This is a genomic window from Mesorhizobium sp. M0772, from assembly GCF_040320135.1.
Lineage (GTDB): Bacteria > Pseudomonadota > Alphaproteobacteria > Rhizobiales > Rhizobiaceae > Mesorhizobium.
This window is the reverse complement of the sequence record NZ_JAMYPB010000005.1, coordinates 141489-160090: the sequence shown is the minus strand read 5'-3', so window position 1 is coordinate 160090 and position 18602 is coordinate 141489. Positions and strand designations below refer to the sequence as shown.

At 64.3% G+C, this 18602-nt stretch carries 19 protein-coding genes and 1 pseudogene; 8 read left to right on the top strand and 12 right to left on the bottom strand.

Features of this window, described 5'->3' with window-relative positions; genetic code table 11:
* Window positions 1-16: 16 nt before the first annotated feature.
* From NKI06_RS05445 to bcoG, 4 genes are read right to left on the bottom strand one after another with little or no spacing between them, the layout of a single operon-like run.
* Window positions 17-1180 (bottom strand): acyl-CoA dehydrogenase family protein, encoded by a 1164-nt coding sequence (locus NKI06_RS05445; protein WP_023694246.1) that lies wholly within the window; start codon window positions 1178-1180, stop codon window positions 17-19.
* Window positions 1181-1185: 5 nt separating this feature from the next.
* Complete coding sequence (locus tag NKI06_RS05440) at window positions 1186-2280, bottom strand: carnitine 3-dehydrogenase (RefSeq protein ID WP_023831232.1); 1095 nt, start codon at window positions 2278-2280, stop codon at window positions 1186-1188.
* Window positions 2281-2282: 2 nt separating this feature from the next.
* Entirely contained in the window at window positions 2283-2906 is a 624-nt protein-coding gene (locus tag NKI06_RS05435; protein ID WP_023831233.1) for an HD domain-containing protein, read from the bottom strand.
* Window positions 2907-2920: 14 nt separating this feature from the next.
* Complete coding sequence (gene bcoG / locus NKI06_RS05430) at window positions 2921-3844, bottom strand: 3-dehydrocarnitine:acetyl-CoA trimethylamine transferase BcoG (RefSeq protein ID WP_352984376.1); 924 nt, start codon at window positions 3842-3844, stop codon at window positions 2921-2923.
* A gap of 78 nt (window positions 3845-3922) precedes the next feature.
* On the opposite strand from bcoG, the gene NKI06_RS05425 reads away from it, so the two are divergent.
* Window positions 3923-4903 (top strand): GlxA family transcriptional regulator, encoded by a 981-nt coding sequence (locus NKI06_RS05425; RefSeq protein ID WP_023668864.1) that lies wholly within the window; start codon window positions 3923-3925, stop codon window positions 4901-4903.
* Between the two features lie 61 nt (window positions 4904-4964).
* On the opposite strand, the gene NKI06_RS05420 is transcribed toward NKI06_RS05425, so the two are convergent.
* Both NKI06_RS05420 and xylA read right to left on the bottom strand, forming a co-directional pair.
* Window positions 4965-5168 (bottom strand): hypothetical protein, encoded by a 204-nt coding sequence (locus NKI06_RS05420; RefSeq protein ID WP_023668865.1) that lies wholly within the window; start codon window positions 5166-5168, stop codon window positions 4965-4967.
* 205 nt (window positions 5169-5373) lie between these two features.
* A complete protein-coding gene (gene xylA, locus NKI06_RS05415) occupies window positions 5374-6699 on the bottom strand; it encodes a xylose isomerase (protein ID WP_352654574.1) in 1326 nt (441 codons plus the stop codon).
* A 113-nt stretch (window positions 6700-6812) separates the two neighbouring features.
* Between xylA and NKI06_RS05410 the strand changes: the two genes are divergently transcribed.
* Window positions 6813-7175, top strand: coding sequence for a nuclear transport factor 2 family protein (locus tag NKI06_RS05410; RefSeq protein WP_023668867.1), 363 nt, complete (start codon window positions 6813-6815; stop codon window positions 7173-7175).
* 191 nt (window positions 7176-7366) lie between these two features.
* On the opposite strand, the gene xylB is transcribed toward NKI06_RS05410, so the two are convergent.
* The 3 genes from xylB to NKI06_RS05395 form a co-directional block, all read right to left on the bottom strand.
* Window positions 7367-8821, bottom strand: coding sequence for a xylulokinase (xylB, locus tag NKI06_RS05405; RefSeq protein ID WP_023828615.1), 1455 nt, complete (start codon window positions 8819-8821; stop codon window positions 7367-7369).
* 81 nt (window positions 8822-8902) lie between these two features.
* Window positions 8903-10228 carry a tetratricopeptide repeat protein gene (locus tag NKI06_RS05400; protein WP_023702516.1) on the bottom strand — a complete coding sequence of 442 codons (1326 nt, stop codon included), beginning with the start codon at window positions 10226-10228 and terminating at the stop codon, window positions 8903-8905.
* 24 nt (window positions 10229-10252) lie between these two features.
* Window positions 10253-10876 (bottom strand): LysE family translocator, encoded by a 624-nt coding sequence (locus tag NKI06_RS05395; protein ID WP_023715525.1) that lies wholly within the window; start codon window positions 10874-10876, stop codon window positions 10253-10255.
* Between the two features lie 229 nt (window positions 10877-11105).
* Here NKI06_RS05395 and NKI06_RS05390 point away from each other — a divergent pair, with 229 nt between their 5' ends.
* The 6 genes and pseudogenes from NKI06_RS05390 to NKI06_RS05365 all read left to right on the top strand — a co-directional run bounded on the left by NKI06_RS05390 (window position 11106) and on the right by NKI06_RS05365 (window position 15632).
* Entirely contained in the window at window positions 11106-11873 is a 768-nt protein-coding gene (locus NKI06_RS05390) for a L,D-transpeptidase (protein ID WP_023668871.1), read from the top strand.
* 99 nt (window positions 11874-11972) lie between these two features.
* Window positions 11973-13139 (top strand): diphosphate--fructose-6-phosphate 1-phosphotransferase, encoded by a 1167-nt coding sequence (locus tag NKI06_RS05385; RefSeq protein ID WP_023746592.1) that lies wholly within the window; start codon window positions 11973-11975, stop codon window positions 13137-13139.
* Window positions 13139-13903: an MBL fold metallo-hydrolase gene (locus NKI06_RS05380; RefSeq protein WP_031196287.1), complete on the top strand. Its 765-nt coding sequence runs from the start codon at window positions 13139-13141 to the stop codon at window positions 13901-13903. Before NKI06_RS05385 ends, NKI06_RS05380 begins: the two co-directional genes overlap by 1 nt.
* Before the next feature lie 15 nt (window positions 13904-13918).
* A pseudogene (locus tag NKI06_RS05375) lies at window positions 13919-14149 on the top strand (PDZ domain-containing protein); the annotation flags it as partial.
* Between the two features lie 134 nt (window positions 14150-14283).
* The gene (locus tag NKI06_RS05370; RefSeq protein ID WP_023696910.1) at window positions 14284-14895 is read left to right on the top strand and encodes a sulfite oxidase-like oxidoreductase; all 612 of its coding nucleotides are present in this window, start codon (window positions 14284-14286) and stop codon (window positions 14893-14895) included.
* Window positions 14892-15632: an FAD-binding oxidoreductase gene (locus tag NKI06_RS05365; protein WP_352984372.1), complete on the top strand. Its 741-nt coding sequence runs from the start codon at window positions 14892-14894 to the stop codon at window positions 15630-15632. Before NKI06_RS05370 ends, NKI06_RS05365 begins: the two co-directional genes overlap by 4 nt.
* Window positions 15633-15677: 45 nt before the next feature.
* On the opposite strand, the gene NKI06_RS05360 is transcribed toward NKI06_RS05365, so the two are convergent.
* The 3 genes from NKI06_RS05360 to NKI06_RS05350 are packed head-to-tail and all read right to left on the bottom strand — an operon-like array spanning window position 15678 to window position 18573.
* Window positions 15678-17144, bottom strand: a complete 1467-nt coding sequence (locus NKI06_RS05360) for a nucleotidyltransferase family protein (RefSeq protein ID WP_352984370.1) — start codon at window positions 17142-17144, stop codon at window positions 15678-15680.
* Window positions 17144-17836 (bottom strand): glycosyltransferase family 2 protein, encoded by a 693-nt coding sequence (locus NKI06_RS05355; protein WP_245260052.1) that lies wholly within the window; start codon window positions 17834-17836, stop codon window positions 17144-17146. Before NKI06_RS05355 ends, NKI06_RS05360 begins: the two co-directional genes overlap by 1 nt.
* Window positions 17821-18573 (bottom strand): glycosyltransferase family 2 protein, encoded by a 753-nt coding sequence (locus NKI06_RS05350; protein WP_352984367.1) that lies wholly within the window; start codon window positions 18571-18573, stop codon window positions 17821-17823. Before NKI06_RS05350 ends, NKI06_RS05355 begins: the two co-directional genes overlap by 16 nt.
* Window positions 18574-18602: the final 29 nt, after the last annotated feature.

The following is an 18602-nucleotide window of genomic DNA, read 5'->3' as shown; positions in this document are numbered from 1 at the left end:
TCCCCGTCTCTTCTTTTTAAGCCCCGAACGGGCGCAGCAGCGCCCGCGAAATGATGTGGCGCTGGATTTCCGACGTCCCTTCCCAGATGCGCTCGACGCGGGCGTCGCGCCAGATGCGTTCCAACGGCAGGTCGTCCATCAGCCCCATGCCACCATGGATCTGGATGGCTTCGTCGGCAACGAAGGCGAGCATTTCGGTAGCCTTCAGCTTCGCCATGGCCATGTCCTGATCGGTGACGGTGCCCTGATCGTACTTCCAGCCGGCTTCGAACACCATCAGGTCCGCCGCCTTCAATTCGGTCGCCATGTCGGCGAGTTTGAACGACACGCCCTGGAACTTGCCGATCTGCTGGCCGAACTGCTGGCGCTGCGCGGAATATTCGATGGCATGACCGAGCGCCCGCTCGGCGCGGCCGAGACAGGTGGCGCCGACCTGCAGGCGCGTGGCGCCGAGCCAGGAATTGGCGACGTCGAAGCCCTTGTGGACCTCACCCAGCACCTGGCTTGCCGGCAGGCGGCAATCGTCGAATTCGAGGATGGCGTTGGTGTAGCCGCGATGCGAGACGTTGCGGTAGCCGTCGCGCACGGTGAACCCCTTGGTGCCCTTGTCGACGAAGAAGGCGGTGATCTTCTTGCGCTTGCCGCGCGGCGTTTCTTCCTCGCCCGAAGCCATGAAACAAATCGCGAAATCGGCAAGATCGGCATGGGAGATGAAATGCTTGGTGCCGTTAAGGACCCAGTCGTGGCCGTCCTGCACCGCGGTCGCCTTCATGCCTCGCAGGTCGGAGCCGGCGCCGGGCTCGGTCATCGCCAGGCAGTCCCACTTCTCGCCGCGGATGCACGGGAACAGGTACTTTTCGCGCTGCTCGGGCGTGCCGGCGAGCAGGATGTTGGAGGGGCGCGCGACGCAGGTCCAGTGCAGCGCATAGTTGGCGCGGCCGAGTTCCTTCTCGTAGAGCAGCCAGGTCACCGTATCGAGGCCGGCGCCACCGACATCGGCCGGCATGTTGGCCGCATAGAGCCCAGCTTCGATTGCCTTGACCTTGATCTCCTCGATCAACTCGCGGCGCAGCACGCCGGTGCGCTCGACCTCGCGTTCATGCGGGTAAAGCTCATTCTCGACGAACGCGCGCGTCGTCTCGACGATGAGCTTCTGTTCCTCCGAGAGACCGAAATCCATGGTCCTCAGCCCTTCTTCTTTTTCTTCGGCTTTTCCGCCTTCTTCACCGGCTTGGATGCCTTGGCCTTTTCGGCGGCCCTGGATGCGGCCGGCTTCTTCGCTGCCAGCTTGGCCAGCTGCCTGGTATAGTCCTTGTGCAAGGCACCGGCGCCCCAGCCCTTGCCTTTGTTCTGTTTCGACAGAGCATCCATGATCGCGACCAGATTGTCGTCGCGGATCTTTTCCAGCTCGCGGATCGACAGGCCGTGCGCCTGGTCGTCCGACTGGGAGGCGATAAGATCGACCAGCTCGTCGTTGAACTCCGGCACATCCATAAGCTTGGTCCACGGCCATTTCAGGCACGGCCCGAACTGCGCCATGAAGTGGCGCATGCCTGCCTCGCCGCCGGCGACGCGATAGACCTGGAACATGCCCATCTGCGCCCAGCGCAGGCCGAAGCCATAGCGCATGATGTCGTCGAGTTCCTCGACCGTGCAGATACCGTCCTTGATCAGCCACAGCGCCTCGCGCCAGGCCGCTTCGAGCAGGCGGTCGCCGACAAAGGCCTCGATTTCCTTGCGGATCACCACCGGCTTCATGCCGATCGAGGCATAGATTTCCTTGGCAACCTCGATCGCTTCGGGGAACGTCTGCTCGCCGCCGACGATCTCGACCAGCGGCAGCAGGTAGACCGGGTTGAAGGGATGTCCGACAACCAGACGCTCCGGATGCTTCTTCATCGCGACCTGCATGTCGGTCGGCTTGATGCCGGAGGTAGACGAGCCGACTATGGCGTTCGCCGGCGCATAAAGGTCGATCTCGGCCAGCACGCGGTGTTTGAGGTCGAGCCGCTCCGGCACGCTCTCCTGGATGAAATCGGCGTCGGCCACCGCCTCGGCGATGGTCTTGGCAAAGGTCAGTCTGCCTTCCCTGGGCAGGCCGCCTGGAACCATCTGCTTGTAGGCGCGGCGCGCGCCCTTCATCACTTCCGAGACCTTGCGCGATGCCTCCGGATCGGGATCGAAGATCGACACGTCGATGCCGTTGAGCAGCAGCCGCGCCACCCAGCCGGCGCCAATGACACCGCCGCCAATGGCGGCTGCCTTGTTGATGATGCTCATGGTCAGGCTCCGGTTCTTGTCTTGGCGGTTTCGGGGTCGATGAGAGGCACGCGCTCGCCGGAGCGGATCACGAAGGGGTCGTAGGCCTTGCGGGCGAAGACTTCGAGCACGAAGGGCCAGAAGAATTCGATCGGCAGCGTGTCGTAGTCCGGGTCGAAGCTCGACTGGTCCCAGCGTTCGCAAAACTGGTCGCAATCGTCGAAATAGGCATGGCCGGCGAAGCGGTCGCGAGCGTGGCGGTTGCCGCCGAGATGATGCGCGTAATAGAGCCGCTGGAAGTCGCCATGCTTTTCCACCACCCAGGTGCATTGCTCGCGCACGAAAGGTTTCAGGATCGAAGCGGCGTACTCGTCGTGATTGTAGGGAGCGTAGATGTCGCCGATGTCGTGCAGCAGCGCGCAGGTGATCCAGTCGGTGTCGGCGCCGTCGCGCCAGGCACGAGTCGCCGCCTGCAGCGAATGGCCGAGCCGGGTGATCTTGTAGCCGGACAGGCCTTCGTCGAGCTGCACCAAAGCGTCGAGCAGCCGCTCGCCGGTCTTGGCGGCATAGTCGATCTCATGGGCGGTCAGGAACTCATAGTCTTGCCTGTCGCCATCCTTCATCGCAGTGAATTTGACGGTAGCCATGATCCGCTCCCGTCTTAAGCAGCCGCTGCGATCGGCGCCCGCTTGGTGAGGTTGAGCTTCCTGCGCACTTCCTCCGGCCCCAAAATCCTGGCGCCGAGATTGGTGACGATGCTGGCGGCGCGCTCGACCAGCTGCGCATTGGTGGCCAGCACGCCCTTGTCGAGCCAGAGATTGTCTTCGAGACCGACGCGGACATTGCCGCCGGCGAGCACTGCAGCGGCTGCATAGGCCATCTGGTTGCGGCCGATGGCGAAGGCCGACCAGTTCCAGGTCGACGGCACGTTGTTAACCATGGCCATGAAGGTGTTGAGGTCGTCCGGCGCCCCCCACGGCACACCCATGCAGAGCTGCACCAGCGCGTCGGGATTCAAGACCTTTTCTTCGACCAGCTGCTTGGCGAACCAGAGGTGGCCGGTATCGAAGGCTTCGATCTCCGGCTTGACGCCGAGCGCCGTCATCATGCCGCCCATGGCGCGCAGCATGCCGGACGTGTTGGTCATGACATAATCGGCCTCGGCGAAGTTCATGGTGCCGCAATCCAGCGTGCAGATTTCCGGCAGGCACTGGCGCACATGTTCCATGCGGTTGGTGGCGCCGCCCATGTCGGTGCCTTTTTCATTGAGCGGCAGCGGCGCTTCCGGTGAGCCGAACACCATGTCGCCGCCCATCCCGGCGGTCAGGTTCAGGATCACATCGACTTCTGCCGCGCGGATGCGGTCCGTCACTTCGCGGTAGAGATGGACATCGCGGCGCGGCTTGCCGGTCTCGGGGTCGCGGACATGGCAGTGGACGATGGCGGCACCGGCCTTGGCCGCATCGATCGCCGAATCGGCGATCTGCTTGGGCGAGCGTGGCACATGCGGGGAGCGGTCCTGCGAGCCGCCGGACCCGGTCACGGCACAGGTAATGAAAACCTCACGGTTCATCGCGAGCGGCATGGACATCTCCTCCCCATAGAAACAGACCCTAACAATGACCGACTTGCCGGAAACTGTTTTGCAATTTACGAAGCTCTCGTGATCAAAAGCGAAAAACCGACCATCTTTCGCGCTGAGCGATCGCCGCTCAAGGTGACGCTGCTGGTGTTTTCAGGCTCGTCCATCATGTGCGTGGCGTCGACCGTCGACCCGCTGCGCGCCGCCAACCGCATCTCAGGCGAGACGCTGTTCGATTTCAAACTGGTCTCGGTCACCGGCGAGGCGCCGGTCACCACATGCGGCCTGCCGGTGGCGGTCAGGGGCCGCTTCGATGCGGCCGAGCCGACCGACGTGCTTGTCGTCGTCGCCGGCTTCGGCACCCAGAATTACGCGACATCGGCTCTGCTTTCCGGATTACGGCGAGCGGCCCGCGCGGCTCGCGCCTGCGGCGGCGTCGAGGCCGGCACATGGCTGGTGGCGCGCGCCGGCCTCCTCGAAGGCCGCAGCGCCACCACCCATTGGGAAGACATGGAGGATTTTTCCTCCGCCTTTCCCGGCGTCGACGTGCGTCCGGACCGCTACGTCATCGACGGACCGGTGTTCACCTCGGGCGGGGCGTCGCCGACCTTCGACCTGATGCTGCATCTGATCCGCACCCGGCTCGGCATGGCCGTCGCGCTCGATGTCGCCAGCGTCTTCATCTACGACCAGGCGCGCGCCGCGACCGACGCGCAGCCGCTGGTCTCGCTCGGCCGGCTCGACGGCTACGACCCGCGTCTGGCGCAGGCTATCCGGCTGATGGAATCGCATGTCGACCAGCCGCTGACCATCGACGCGGTGGCAAAACGCGCCGGGGTGACGGCGCGGACATTGGAGAGCATTTTTCGCAAGTCGATCGGCGAGACGCCGGGCGCATATTATCTCAGGCTGCGGCTGGGCGCGGCGCGGCGGCTGGTGGTCGACACGCGGATCGCCATGGCGGATATTGCCGGGCGGACGGGGTTCTCGTCCGCCGCGGCATTTTCCAGAGCGTTTTCAAGAGCGTTCGGCGAAGCCCCGGTCAGGCTGCGCCGAGGTTGATGCATGTCGCCCAAAAGTGTGTCGCGGTTTTGGGATTACGACATGCACAGACAAAGGGAGATCAGGCTGCGTTCTGTCGATCGCTGCCGGCGTCCATCTGCGAGCGCATCTGCCTCGCCAGACGGACTTCAAATCGGCTGCTGACAGCACGATCCCATTCGTTTTTCACGCTGTCGGTCGGCCGCGGCAGCGCCATCAGCCGGTCGATGATCGATCCGGTCTCGCCGGATGAGAGCAGGGCGTCGATTTCGCGTTCATGCTGCATATCGGTTCGCCTCCTTCCTTTTCACCCGCCACAACCGCATCCTTATACGAGATACGTGACGGCAGTTTGAAGGCAAGAGCGAGGTCATTGAGGGGCGCCAAAGGGCAAACCCTTGTCGTCGGATAGGGTCTTGCGCAAACCCCATTCCGGGGCGGCCGGAATGTTATCCAGCCACCCTTGAGCACAACGAATCGGCTTTCCGCCCTCAGACGTAGCGGTTGACGATGTTTTCCAGCAACTCCTGGCGGCCGGAGCGTGGCTGCGGCTCGATCTTCTTCTTCACCACGCGCTCGGCGATGTCTTCCAGCGAGCGCTTGCCCGACAGCATCGCCTTGCCCTCGGCCGTGTTCCAACCGGCATAGCGCTCGGCCAGCGGACCCGACAGCGCCTTGTCCTCGACCATCTTGGCGGCTGCCTTGAGGCCTCGTGCGCAGGAATCCATGCCGCCGATATGGCCGATCAGCAGGTCCTGCGGGTCGAGCGACTGGCGGCGCAGCTTGGCGTCGAAATTGGTGCCGCCGGTCTTGAAGCCGCCGGCCTGCAACACCTGGTAATAGGCCAGCGCCATCTCGGGCACATTGTTGGGGAACTGGTCGGTGTCCCAGCCCGACTGGTAGTCGTTGCGGTTCATGTCGATCGAGCCGAAGACGCCGAGCGCATTGGCCAGCGCCAGCTCGTGCTCGAAGGAATGGCCGGCAAGAATCGCGTGGCCCTGCTCGATGTTCAGCTTCACTTCCTTCTCCAGCCCGAAGCGCTTGAGGAAGCCGTAGACCGTGGCAACGTCGTAGTCGTACTGATGCTTGGTCGGCTCCTGCGGCTTCGGCTCGATCAGGATCGTGCCTTTGAAGCCAATCTTGTGCTTGTAGTCGACGACGAGACTGAGGAAGCGCCCAGCCTGCTCCTGCTCGCGGGCAAGATCGGTGTTGAGCAGCGTTTCATAGCCCTCGCGCCCGCCCCACAGTACATAATTCTCGCCCTTCAGCCGCTTCGTGACGTCGATGCAGCTTTTCACCGTCGCCGCCGCATAGGCGAAGACATCCGGATCGGGATTGGTGGCGGCGCCCGACATGAAGCGGCGGTTGGAGAACAGGTTGGCCGTGCCCCAGAGCAGTTTGACGCCGGTCTTCTTCATCTTGGCGGCAAAATAGTCGGCGATCTCGTCGAGCCGCGCGGCACTTTCGGAGAAATCCTTGCCTTCCGGCCGCACGTCGGCGTCGTGGAAGCAGAAATAGGGGGCGCCGAGCAGCGAGAACATCTCGAAGGCGACGTCAGCTTTCAGCTTGGCCAGCTCCATCGTGTCGATGCCGCCAGCCTTGGGAAACCAGGGCCGGTCGAAGGTCTGGCCGCCAAAGGGATCGCCGCCCGGCCAGGCGAAAGAATGCCAGTAGGCGACGGCGAAGCGCAGATGGTCTTCCAGCCGTTTGCCGGCCACCACCTCGTCGGGATTGTAGAAGCGGTAGGCCAGCGGATTGGTCGAATCCGGCCCCTCATACTTGATCGCTTTGATGTCGCCGAAAAATCCGCTGCTCATGATTTCTGTCCTCTCTCGAATAGTTCGCCCTGATTACCTCAGGCGTAATTGGTTTCGCTCTCGCTTGGGGTGAAAAGGCTCGTGTCAAAGCCACTCAACGAAGGAGACAGACCATGACCGACCTCAACACGATCGCCGAGAACTACATCACCGCCTGGAACGAGGCCGATGCGGATCGCCGTGCCGAACTGCTCAAGGCCACCTTCACCGAAGACGTCAGCTACCGCGATCCGCTCATGCAGGGCGACGGCCACGCCGGCGTTGCTGGGCTGATCGACGGCGTACAGCAGCGCTTCGCCGGCTTCCGGTTCTCGCTGAAGGGTACGCCGGACGGGTTTGGCGACCGCATCCGCTTCTCGTGGAATCTTGGGCCGGAAGGCGTGCCGTCGGTTATCGAAGGCACCGATATCGGTGTTATCGAAAATGGGCGCCTGAAGAGCGTCACCGGGTTTCTGGACAAGGTGCCGGCGCAGTGATCGATTAAGGGTGGCGCGAGACACCCCCCTCTGCCCTGCCGGGCATCTCCCCCGCAAGGGGGGAGATTGGCTGGCATCCACGCCTTCGCTAATCACCCACCTTACAAGACTGGCATACCCGCCGACGCTGCCGATCTCCCCCCTTGCGGGGGAGATGCCCGGCAGGGCAGAGGGGGGTGCCTCGCGCCGACTCACGCGGTCACGCCTTTGATCGCCGGATACAGCGCCCGGTAGCGCTGATAGGCATCGGCATACGCCCCGCCAAGCGCAGCATCCGGCTCGATCGTCGCATCCGTCCTCGGCGCCGTGCACACCGCCAGCGGATCAGCCCCTGTCGCCGCGATCAGACCAAGCCTCGCCGCGCCAAAGGCAGCACCGAAATCGCCGTCGGCCGGAATGTCCACGGGCACCTGCAGCGCCGTAGCGATCGCCTTCAGCCAGTAGCGCGAGCGCGAGCCGCCGCCGATTGCCGTCACCCGCGTCAAATCCGTTCCGGCGGTCTTCAAGGCTTCGAGACTGTCGCGGAATGCGAAGGCGACGCCTTCAAGCACGGCCTGCGTCAGCACCGCGCGGCCGGATTCATGCGCCAGTCCGGTGAAGGACCCACGAATGGCGGAATCATTGTGCGGCGTGCGCTCGCCCGAGAGATAGGGCAGGAACGACACCCCGCTCGGCGCTTTCAGCACATCGCCAAGTTCGGCGGTCAATTCGCCGGCCTTCTTGCCTGAAATCTCCGACAGCCAGTTCAGCGAATCGGTCGCAGACAGGATGACCCCCATCTGGTGCCAGGTGTTGGGCAGGGCATGGCAGAAGGTGTGCACCGCGCTTGCCGGATTGGGCAGGTAGGAAGCGTTGGCAGCAAACAGCACGCCAGATGTGCCCAGCGACACAAAAGCGTGGCCGGCGCCGACCGTGCCCATGCCGCAGGCTGAAGCCGCATTGTCGCCCGCGCCACCTGCCACCGGGACGCCTGATGCTATGCCCCAGTTGGCGACCAGTTCGGCGCGCAAGGCTCCGGCCTTCTCCGTGCCTTCGACCAGCGACGGCATCTGCCTTTCGTCGAGCGATGTCGCCGCAAGCAATTCGGGGGACCAGCGCCGTTTGCCGACATCTAGCCAGGAGGTGCCGGCGGAGTCCGACATTTCTGAGATATGCTCGCCGGTCAGCCAGAACCGAAGGTAATCCTTCGGCAAAAGCACTTTTGCAACCTTGGCGAAAACCGCGGGCTCGTTGTTCTTCACCCAGGCGAGTTTCGGCGCCGTGAAACCGGGGAAGACGATGTTGCCGGTGAGTTGGCGAAAGTGCGGGTGGGCATCGAGCGCGGCGGCCTCCGCGTGGCTGCGCGTGTCGTTCCACAGGATGCAGGGGCGCAGCACCTGGTCGCCGGCATCGAGCAAGGTGGCGCCATGCATATGGCCGGAAAGGCCGATGCCCTTGACCGCGGCAAGCTCTTTCGGGTGCGAGGCTTTCAGCTTGGCAATGGCGGTCTCGCAGGCGCGGATCCAGTCGGCGGGGTTTTGTTCGGACCAGCCGGGATGCGGCCGCGATACGTCAAGCGAAGCATGGCCGGAGCCGATGATCTTCTGCCCGGCATCGATCAACAGCGCCTTGACGCCCGACGTGCCGAGATCGAGGCCGAGATACATGCATTCCTCCCATTGCCATTAATTTTTTCGGGTCTCGAAAAAATCTGGCTCGCCAGTTTTTAAAACAAGATCCGCCGCGGGTCAATTCTCTGACAAATTGGCGGCGCGTTGCGAAAACAGCGCCGACAGCGGACTGTCCGGCCGGACCAGTGCGCGCTCGGCCGTCAACGCCCAGGCAAGCGCCGTGTCGCCGGCGCGCAACGCCGCCTCGATCAGCGTGAGATCAATCACATCGCGCTGGGCGTGGCTGCCGCCAAAGCGATGGGCAATGGCGCGGATCGGTCGGATCAGGCGCACCGCTTCGCTGTAATTGCCCTCGCCGAATGCCTTGATGCCTTCCGTCAGTGGCTGGCCGACATCCCGGGTGAAGGCGGCGTTGTCGTCGCTGCCGCGCATCGCCTCGTGCTGGGCTTCGAGCAAGATCTTGACCGGCGCTTCGAGACCGGCGCCGACGAATGCCATCATCGCATGCGCATCGTTGAAGGCGTAATTGCCGGCTCCAGCCTTCGGCGCCCAGTTGGCAGCGAGCGCTGCCCAGCGGTCGCCGACATCGACACCGCCGAGATAAAGCCGCCACAGGATCGCGGATGCATCGACCATGTTCAGCGCCAGCGTCGAACGCTCGCCATAGATCGGCCCGTCATAGAGTTTGAGCACCTCGTCGGTCTCGCCGAGATCGTAGTGGAACAGCGCCAGATGCCACCAATTATGCACCTGCAGGAAGCTCTCTTTGGTCCACGCCTCGGGATTGGCGCGCATCCAGGCGATGCCGTCCCGTTGCCGGCTCTGCATCTCCATGACATGGGCGACCGCGTGCTGCGCCCAGCCGTCTCGCGGCTCGATCTCGATCGCCTGTCGGCCAAAACTTTCGGCTCTGATATAGTCGCCCATCTCCTCGAGACCGAAGGCCTGCATACCGAGAATGGCGTGATAACCTGGCATGCCGCTCTGCCAGGACGGTAGCGCGCGGCCGATACGGTCGCGCAGCATGCGGGCATTGCCGGTGAAGAAGTCGATCTGGTGGCCGACCTGCAACGCCACCACGTCGAGCGGGTTGTCGATGGCGATATCTTCGAGCAGGCGCGCGGCGTCATGCCAGCGTCCCTCGGCAAGGTGGCCAAGGGCCGCCACATGCGCCTGTTCGCGCGGCGTCGCGGCAAGCGGCAGTGCCGCAGCATGGCATGCCTGGGTGACCGCCATTGCCTCGCGTTCGGTGGCGAGGCCGAACAGATACCCCTTGAAGACATGCGCCATGACGAAACCGGGATCCGCCGATATGGCGCGGTCAACGGAGCCGACCGGGTCGCCGACGAAGCATTGCAATTCATGAACGGCCTGGCTGTAGGGTGAAAACCCGGCCTCGGTCGCGCCCGAAAACATTAGGCCGAATGGATCTCTTACTGCCATATCGGCCCTGATGCTCCGCAGTTCCTAATTGCCCGAGCGCATCGCCACCGTGGCGATCCCGGCGCCGACCAGCAGCGTGCCGCCGGTGCGGTTGAAGATGCGGATCGCCTTGGGGTTGCGTACGACGTTGCGGGCGCGCGCCGCAATCAGCGCGTAGCCGAAGGCATTGGCGAAGGCGAGCGCCAGGAAGGTCGCTTCGAAGATCAGCATCTGTGCCCAGAAATCGGCTTCCCGGTTGAGGAACTGCGGCAGGAAGGCGACGAAGAAGGTGATGCTCTTCGGGTTGAGTGCGGTGACCAGCCAGGCGTGCGCCATCATCTTGGCGGCCGAGACGGCATCTGTGCGTGGTTCGGCTTTGAGCGCGCCGCCGGCGCGAAATAGTTTTACCCCGAGATAGATCAGATAGCAGGCGCCGATCAGCTTCAGAATGGTGAACACGGTCGCCGACGCGGCCAGCAGCGCGCCGATGCCCAGCATCGACAGGGTCATGGCGGTGAAGTCGCCCAGCGCCACGCCGACGGACATCGGCAAGGCGGTGCGCCAGCCCTGGCCCAGCGCATAGGACACGACCAGAAGAATGGTCGGGCCGGGAATGATGAGCAGAACGGTGGAGGCGGCGGCGAAGGCGGCCCAGTTTTCGAACGACATCTTTGTCTCCTTGAGCGCAAAGAAAAGGATAAATCCTCGTGTGCGGAGGAATGTAAAGAGCCCTCTCCCAAAAATACACGGCGGACCATTTCGCCCGACCGCTGCGGCTATTGGCGGCACAAGTTTAATGCCGGTCGTTGGGCCTTCACCCTTTTTCAACCATGTTTGGCGAAACTGCCTGCTATCCGGCCGGACCGTGTTTCCCGCCGACAGCGTAGGGTTTGGGTGCATGCGTGAGTTGCCGCAGAATGTGACGCCGCCAGCAAATGGCGACGCAAACGAGACCGAACATCTCTATTCCCGCCGCTTCGTCCTGTCAGGGGCCGGCGCCATGACGCTGCTCGGCATGGCCGGCTGCAGCACTTCGACGCTCGAGCTGCCGCAATTCCAGCTGGATGACACGGTCACCGGCTCGGTGCGGCCGATCCGTCCGGCGATCAGCGTCGACAAGAACGTCACCGGCCCCGATGTCATGTACGCTTCGCTAAACGATGGCGGCTTCGAAGTGCCGGCGGTGCCCTATCAGAAGGTCAAGCCGGAGTTCCGCCGCCAGATCGTCGTCAACGAGACCGGCGAGGCGCCCGGCACGATTGTCGTCCATCTGCAGGAGCGAAAGCTCTATCTGGTGCAGGAGGGCGGCGACGCCATCCGCTACGGCGTCGGCATCGGCAAGGACGGCTTCCGCTGGTCCGGCCGCGCCAACATCCAGTACGGCAAGGAATGGCCGACCTGGACGCCGCCGCCGGAGATGATCCAGCGCAAGCCGGAACTGGTGAAATGGCAAAACGGCCAGCCCGGTGGCCTCACCAACCCGCTCGGCGCACGCGCCCTCTACATCTACCAGGACGGCAAGGACACCGGCTACCGCATACACGGTTCGCCGGAATGGGCGAGCATTGGCCAGGCGATGTCGTCGGGCTGCGTGCGCCTGATCAACCAGGATATCATCGACCTCTACAGCCGCGTTTCCAAGAAGAACCCGGTCGTGGTCGTCTGATCCTGTGCGGCGGTTTGGCGCCGCTGGAAACTCCCGTTGCGCGATGCGGCAAGCTAGGCCAAGGTGCCTTGAAAACCACAGCGCCGGGAGAGATCGAGCATGGCTGGAACGTTTGTCATCGCACAGGGCGGCGGCCCGACCGCCGTCATCAACCAGACGGTTGTCGGGGCCACGCTGGAAGTCCGCAAGCGCCATCCCGGCGCCAAGGTGCTGGGCTCGCTCCACGGCGTGCGCGGCATTCGTGACGGCAACTATGTCGACCTCTCCGCCATCCCAGAGGACCGGCTGCGGCTGATCGCCGGCACGCCGAGTGCCGCGCTCGGCTCGACACGCGACAAGCCCGACGCTGCCTATTGCGAAGTCATCCTCAACGGGTTGAAGAAGGCCGGCGCCGACGCTTTCATCTACATCGGTGGCAACGACACGTCGGGCACGCAGCAGATTCTGACCGACGCCGCCGGCGGCAGCATCGCTTTCGTCCATGCGCCAAAAACCATCGACAACGACCTCGAGGAAAACGACCACACGCCGGGCTTCATCTCGGCGGCCGAATTCGTCGCCGGCGCCTTCCTGTCCGTCGATCTCGATTTCCGCGCATTGCCCGGCATCTATGTCGGCATCGTCATGGGCCGGCATGCCGGCTTCCTCACCGCGGCGGCTGCAGCCTGGCAGCTCGATCCCGACAGCGGCCCGCATCTGGTCTACGTGCCGGAACGGCCATTCTCCGCCGCCGGTTTCATCGACGACGTGCGCTCCACGCTCGACCGCCACAAGCGCTGCATCGTCGCCGTCTCCGAAGGTGTCAGCACCGCCGACGGCAAGGCGCTGGTCGAAAGCCTGGTGCCGCCGGACAAGCTCGAGCGCGACGCGCATGGCAACGTCAAACTGTCGGGCAGCGACCTGCCGTCAGCTCTGGAACGTGCGCTCGCCGAAGGCCTGCCGGGCAAGCGCGCCCGCGTCGATGCGCTTGGCTACATGCCGCGCGGCTATGTCGGCGCGATCAGCGCCGTCGACGCGCGGGAGGCTTTCGACGCCGGCGCCTTCGCGGTTGCCGTTGCCGGCGAAGGCGGTGGCTCGGTGGCGCTGCAATATGACGGCACGAAAACCGTGCTGAAGAAGGTGCCGCTGAAGAACGTCGCCGGCAAGACGCGCCATATGCCTGACGATTTCATGAAGCCCGATGTCAACCAGCTGTCGGAAGCGGGCATGGCTTACCTGAAGCGGCTGGTGCCGGAAAAATACAAGGTGGGAAAGCCCTTCGTCTGATGGGCGGCCGTTTTGGCGGCACCCGTTTTGGTGGCGAGCGCGTTGTCGGCGACTGGTTCGGCAAGACGATCATCGACGACCGCACGACGATGCTGACCGAGCCGTTCGTGCATGATTTCGTGCGCGCCAACATCTGGCATTTCAGGGGACGCGACGCCGACCTGCTGGTCGACACCGGCATGGGCATCTGCCCGCTGGCGCCTGAGATCGACACGCCCGAGGGCAAGCCGCTCATCGTTGTCGCCACCCACATCCATCTCGACCATGTCGGCTCGCTGCACGAGTTTCCGCTGCGCGCCGGGCCGCGGCACAGTGCCGAGCATTTCGAGACCATGAACGATCAGGTGACCTACGCCTACATGTTTTGTAATCTCGACGGCGCCGTTTCGAAATTGCCGGCGCCGGGCTGGACGGCGGCCGACTACAAGATTCCGCCGGCGCCGCTGACGCGCACGCTGGACGAGGGCGACATCGTCGACCTCGGCGACCGGCAGTTCCGCGTCCTGCATCTGCCCGGACATTCGCCGGATTCGATCGCTTTGTTCGACGAGGCAGACGGCCTGTTCTTTGCCGGCGACGCCATCTACGATTCCACGCTGATCGACGACCTGCCGGATTCCTCCCGGCCTGATTATCGCCGTACCATGCAGCGGCTCCTTGACCTGCCTGTTCGCCTCGGCCATGGCGGCCATGGGCCGAGCTTCGACGGCAACCGGATGCGCGAGATCGCCACAGCCTATCTCAGGCGCACCGGAGGCCTCTGACGACATTGGGATTGGAACCAGCGTGGCGCCGTGGTCGAGCGCGTCAATCCGGACAAGGCAGCTGCCAATGCCGGCCTGCAGCCGGGCGACGTCATCGTCGCCGTCGACCGGTCGCCCGTGCGGGATGCGCGGCAAGCCAACCAGGCGATCGCCGAGGCCGGCAGATCGGGCCGGAAGTCGGTGCTGCTTTTGGTCGACCGGGGCGACGCGCAAATCTTCGTCGCCGTACCCTTCGCCGCCGGTTGAGTCATGATGCGGCGGGCTCGCTGAACGATCGGCAGGCCTGCCGCACGGCCCCGCCAAAATTCCTGTTGCCCGCCGCGACATCTTCGAGAACATTACGGCAGGCCGGCAATGGCCTGCTAAAAACGGACAGTCCGATGGTCACTCGCGGTTTTTCCTCCGGTCGAAAGCCTCCGACGGAGACCGATGCGCGCATTCCGCCCGGTCAGTATCTCGAACAGGGCTTTCCGGTGCTGTCGGCGGGGCCGACGCCGCGCGTGCGCACCGAGGACTGGTCGTTCACGCTCAAGCACGGGCCGCGCCGGATCAAGAAATGGAACTGGGCCGAGTTCAACGCGCTGCCCTTGACCAAGATGACGCGCGACATCCATTGCGTTACCGCCTGGACCAAGTTCGATACCGCCTGGCAAGGCGTGCTGGTCGACGACATCCTTGCCGATGCAGGCATCGAAGCGCCGACCGGCTTCCTGCTGGCGCATGGCTATGACGGCTATACCACCAACGTGCCGGCCAAGGATCTCACCGCGGGGAAGGCGATGGTGGCGCTGCTTTATGAAGGCAAGCCAATCACTGCCGACCATGGCGGCCCGGCGCGGCTCCTGGTGCCGCATCTCTATTTCTGGAAATCGGCTAAATGGCTGAACGGGCTGCAGTTCACCGAGCGCGACGAGCCGGGCTTCTGGGAATTGCGCGGCTATCACATCTATGGCGACCCGTGGCGCGAGCAGCGCTATAGCGGCGATCCATGAGCGAAGCGCCGCAATCTCCCTGGCAGACGGCGAAAATCACCCGGATCGAAAAGCGGACGCCACGCGTCACCAGTTTCTTTTTCGCGCTGTCACGGCCATTCGCCTATCGCGCCGGACAGCATGTCGACGTCAGGCTGACGGCGCCTGACGGCTACCAGGCGCGCCGCTCCTATTCCATCGCCTCGGCGCCGGAGAGCGGCGCCACGATCGAGCTGGCGATCGAGAAGCTCGACGACGGTGAAGTCTCGCCCTTCTTCCACGACATCGCCGCGGTCGGTGACGAGATCGAACTGCGCGGGCCGCTCGGCGGCCATTTCGTCTGGTCCGATGGGGATGGCGGGCCGCTGCTTCTGGTCGGCGGCGGCTCCGGCGTGGTGCCGCTGATGGCGATGGTGCGGCATCGAACCTGGCGCAAATCGGCGGTGCCGGTGGCGCTGATGTTTTCGGTGCGGGTCTGGGACGAGGTGATCTTCCGCGACGAGCTGATCGGTCTCGGTGACCGCCGCGACGGGTTCGAGCTGGTGCTGACGCTGACGCGCGAGGCCGTACGGCGCCCGTCCGACTATTCGAGGCGCATCGACACGGCAATGGTCATGCAGGCGCTCACGCGGCTGCCGCGGCCGCCGGCGCTCGCCTTCGTCTGCGGGTCGAACGCCTTCGTCTCGGCGGCTGCCCAGGCGCTGATCGACGCCGGCATATCAGCGGAAATCATCCGCACCGAGCGCTATGGCGTCTGAGAGGGCCACAGTGGTTCACCGTTTCATGGAAACAGCCACCCGCTCTCAGGTGGGTGAAAACCTTGCCGACAGCAATTGGAACGGCAGCGCGCCATAGGCGGCGACTTCGGCCTCATTGTCCCAGTTGCGGAACTGGCGCGATGGCCGTGCCTCGATCACCAGAGGCCGGCCGGTGTCGTCCACCGTTACCTTGCCGCGAAAGCGCAGCACACGTCCGCCGCCGGCGCGGCTGGTCACCATGGAACGCAGGCGGGCGACATGGCCGCCGCCGGCATTGATTTCCATCTCAATGCGGCGCCGGATTGGTGGAACGACGATCCTGACGGTGACGTCCAGCACCATCGCTCCAGTCCTGTCCGGACGCGGCAGGGGCTGGGAAAGTGCAAACGGCGCCGACGTCGCTCTTGCCTTGCGCAATGTCGGCCTGCCGCGCCAGACGGCGGGCGTCGGCTGCTGCAGGCGGCCCTTTTTGCGTTTGAGGCGCAACTGCTTGGCAAAGCCGCGCGACAGCCAAACGAGGCCGCCGAAATCGGTGCGCGGCTTGGCCTGCAGCACCGAGGACCAGCGCGACAGGCCGGCGCGGTCGGCCAACTCAATCGTCTTTGCAAGTTCGGCCTCCGGCACCGCAATGCCGATCTCCAGGCAGAGATAGGAGAGCGCCACCGCCGCGGCGACGGCGAGGCCCCGCTTGGCGACGACGTCGGCGAACACGCCCCAGTCGACTGCGCCACTCTCGATGGCGACCGCACAGTCGACCAGCCAGTCGCTGTGGGTGTGGGCATCGAGGCCGCCATGTGCGATGGCGAGCGCCATGCGGTCGGCCGGAGAGGGAACAAGCACGCGGACGCCATTGAAATCGGCTGACAGCGCCCGCTGCCAGATCGCCAGATCATCTTCCGCGCTTTGCTGCGACCCGTCATAAGCGAGCTGGTGCAGGTCGATGTCGCCGAAACTGCCCTTGAAAAAATTCATCGAACGCAAGGACGCCAGCCTGGTGCGCAGATATTGCGGACTGACGCCGGTGGCGATCTGCCAGTCGCGTTCGCTAAGCACATCGAAGGCGGCAATCATGGCCTGCGGGCGCACCAGCATGTCGATGTCATGCGCCACCCGGCCGCGCTGCGCCGACGCGTTGACGGCGATGCGGCTGGCGCCTTTGATAAGCATCACCGCGCAGCCGGCGTCGATCATGGCCTGTAGCGCCGGCTCGGCCTCGCGCGCAGCCAGCCGCGATTTGGTCCACAGCATCTTTTGCAGGCCGACAAGACGTGGATAGGCCGGATGCCCAGCGAGCTTGCGGCCAAACCTGTCGGAGATCGCGGCCAGCAGCCGATGCTCGCGGAAGGCAACATGGTCGATGTCGTTCTCGTCGAGCCAGCGCGCCGCATAGCCCCCGGCCGCCTCTTCATCGGGGAGCAATGCGGCCTTCAGCAGCTGGTCGAGTCCGCCAGTTGGCCATGACCAACCATAGTCCGGAAACCGACGGCCGATACGGCGCATGGCATTGGCCATCAGTCGGCGCTCGCCTTTTTCGCTGCTCGCCTTTGCATGGCCAGCCTTACGACTTCGACATAACCGCGGTCGCGCACGGGGTCGCGTCCATAGGACATGCTGTCGGGCCGGATGCGGCGCAAGGTCAGGACATCGTCGAGCATGGCAAGCGCAAAGCCCGCCTCGCGGACACGGGCGATCCAGTCGACCATGTCGCCGCGACCGCCTTGCGGGTCGATGATCGGACCGACGGCCTCGGCTACCTCCCGGCGGATCATCATCGTCGTGCGCGACCAGCCCGCCACGGCCACGTCCTGTTGCACATCGGGCTTGTCATCGCGAAACGTCCGCCAGTGGGCAAAGACTCCTGCCGTCGCGGGAAACCGCTCGAAATGCTCCAGCTGCCTTTCGATCTTGGTCGGCAGCCACAGATCGTCCGCATCGAGCGTGGCGACGAAGGGCGTCGCCAGCGCGGCGATGCCCCTGGTGGTGGCGCTGCCTGGTCCGGCATTGTCCTGGCGCAACACCTGCACCGGCATGCCCAGCGCATTGACCACCGCGACCGTATCGTCGGTCGAGCCGTCATCGACGACGATTATGGCGTCGGGCTGGACCGTCTGGGCCGCGACCGATCGCAGCGTCTCGGCGATGGTGGCGGTCGCGTTGAAGGCCGGAATGACGACGCCGTAGCTGGCCATCACAGGAAACGCCAATTCGCAAGTTCCTTGAAATCGAAGATGCCGTCGACAGGGTGCAAGGAGCGGTCGGCCTCGCGCCGTTTCATCGACTTGTAGACGGCGCGCATGAATTCGCGAAAAGGAACATCGGCCTGCCTGGTCATGTTGCCGGGATGGCGCCGGTAATAGAGCGCAACAGTTTCGGGCATCGTGAATTTCGGCCCGCTTTCGAAAGTGCGCAGCAGATAGTCGGTGTCCTCGGCCTGGTGGAAATCCTCGTCGAAGCTGCCGATGCGTTCGACCAACCGCCGGACGAAGATAGCGGGAGACAGGTGAATGCCGCGAACCGTCACCGAGTGGCTGTCGGCTGTCGGCTCCAGCGTATCGTCATCTATGTCGTCGACCAGCGTCATGCGCGAATAGGTCAGCTCGAGGGTGGGGTCTGCGTCGAAACAGGCCAGATCCGCCTTGAAGCGGCCCGGCGGGGAAATGTCGTCCGAATCGAGAAACGATACCAGCCCGGTCTGCGGCAGCAATTGCCGCAGGCCCGCGTTGCGTGCCCGCGTCACCCCGGCATTCTGCTGCTGGAAAAGGCGAATGCACGGCGCCTCCGCGATCAGCGAGCGCACGACTGCCGCCGAACTGTCGGTCGAACCGTCATCGATAACGATGATGTCGAGATCGGCGGCGTCGCGCTGCCTCAGCAGCGAGCGCAGCGCCGAGCCGACATGGCGTTCGCGGTTGTAGACCGGCATGATCACGCTCAGCTTCACGCACGCATTCCAGGCTGTGATCTGTTCAT

What these genes read in the sequence shown, in the direction of transcription:
- NKI06_RS05445 (WP_023694246.1), bottom strand. Translation starts at nt 1,180, where the DNA reads ATGGATTTCGGTCTCTCGGAGGAACAGAAGCTCATCGTCGAGACGACG.
- NKI06_RS05440 (WP_023831232.1), bottom strand. Translation starts at nt 2,280, where the DNA reads ATGAGCATCATCAACAAGGCAGCCGCCATTGGCGGCGGTGTCATTGGC.
- NKI06_RS05435 (WP_023831233.1), bottom strand. Translation starts at nt 2,906, where the DNA reads ATGGCTACCGTCAAATTCACTGCGATGAAGGATGGCGACAGGCAAGAC.
- bcoG (WP_352984376.1), bottom strand. Translation starts at nt 3,844, where the DNA reads ATGCCGCTCGCGATGAACCGTGAGGTTTTCATTACCTGTGCCGTGACC.
- NKI06_RS05420 (WP_023668865.1), bottom strand. Translation starts at nt 5,168, where the DNA reads ATGCAGCATGAACGCGAAATCGACGCCCTGCTCTCATCCGGCGAGACC.
- xylA (WP_352654574.1), bottom strand. Translation starts at nt 6,699, where the DNA reads ATGAGCAGCGGATTTTTCGGCGACATCAAAGCGATCAAGTATGAGGGG.
- NKI06_RS05410 (WP_023668867.1), top strand. Translation starts at nt 6,813, where the DNA reads ATGACCGACCTCAACACGATCGCCGAGAACTACATCACCGCCTGGAAC.
- xylB (WP_023828615.1), bottom strand. Translation starts at nt 8,821, where the DNA reads ATGTATCTCGGCCTCGATCTCGGCACGTCGGGCGTCAAGGCGCTGTTG.
- NKI06_RS05400 (WP_023702516.1), bottom strand. Translation starts at nt 10,228, where the DNA reads ATGGCAGTAAGAGATCCATTCGGCCTAATGTTTTCGGGCGCGACCGAG.
- NKI06_RS05395 (WP_023715525.1), bottom strand. Translation starts at nt 10,876, where the DNA reads ATGTCGTTCGAAAACTGGGCCGCCTTCGCCGCCGCCTCCACCGTTCTG.
- NKI06_RS05390 (WP_023668871.1), top strand. Translation starts at nt 11,106, where the DNA reads ATGCGTGAGTTGCCGCAGAATGTGACGCCGCCAGCAAATGGCGACGCA.
- NKI06_RS05385 (WP_023746592.1), top strand. Translation starts at nt 11,973, where the DNA reads ATGGCTGGAACGTTTGTCATCGCACAGGGCGGCGGCCCGACCGCCGTC.
- NKI06_RS05380 (WP_031196287.1), top strand. Translation starts at nt 13,139, where the DNA reads ATGGGCGGCCGTTTTGGCGGCACCCGTTTTGGTGGCGAGCGCGTTGTC.
- NKI06_RS05370 (WP_023696910.1), top strand. Translation starts at nt 14,284, where the DNA reads ATGGTCACTCGCGGTTTTTCCTCCGGTCGAAAGCCTCCGACGGAGACC.
- NKI06_RS05365 (WP_352984372.1), top strand. Translation starts at nt 14,892, where the DNA reads ATGAGCGAAGCGCCGCAATCTCCCTGGCAGACGGCGAAAATCACCCGG.
- NKI06_RS05360 (WP_352984370.1), bottom strand. Translation starts at nt 17,144, where the DNA reads ATGGCCAATGCCATGCGCCGTATCGGCCGTCGGTTTCCGGACTATGGT.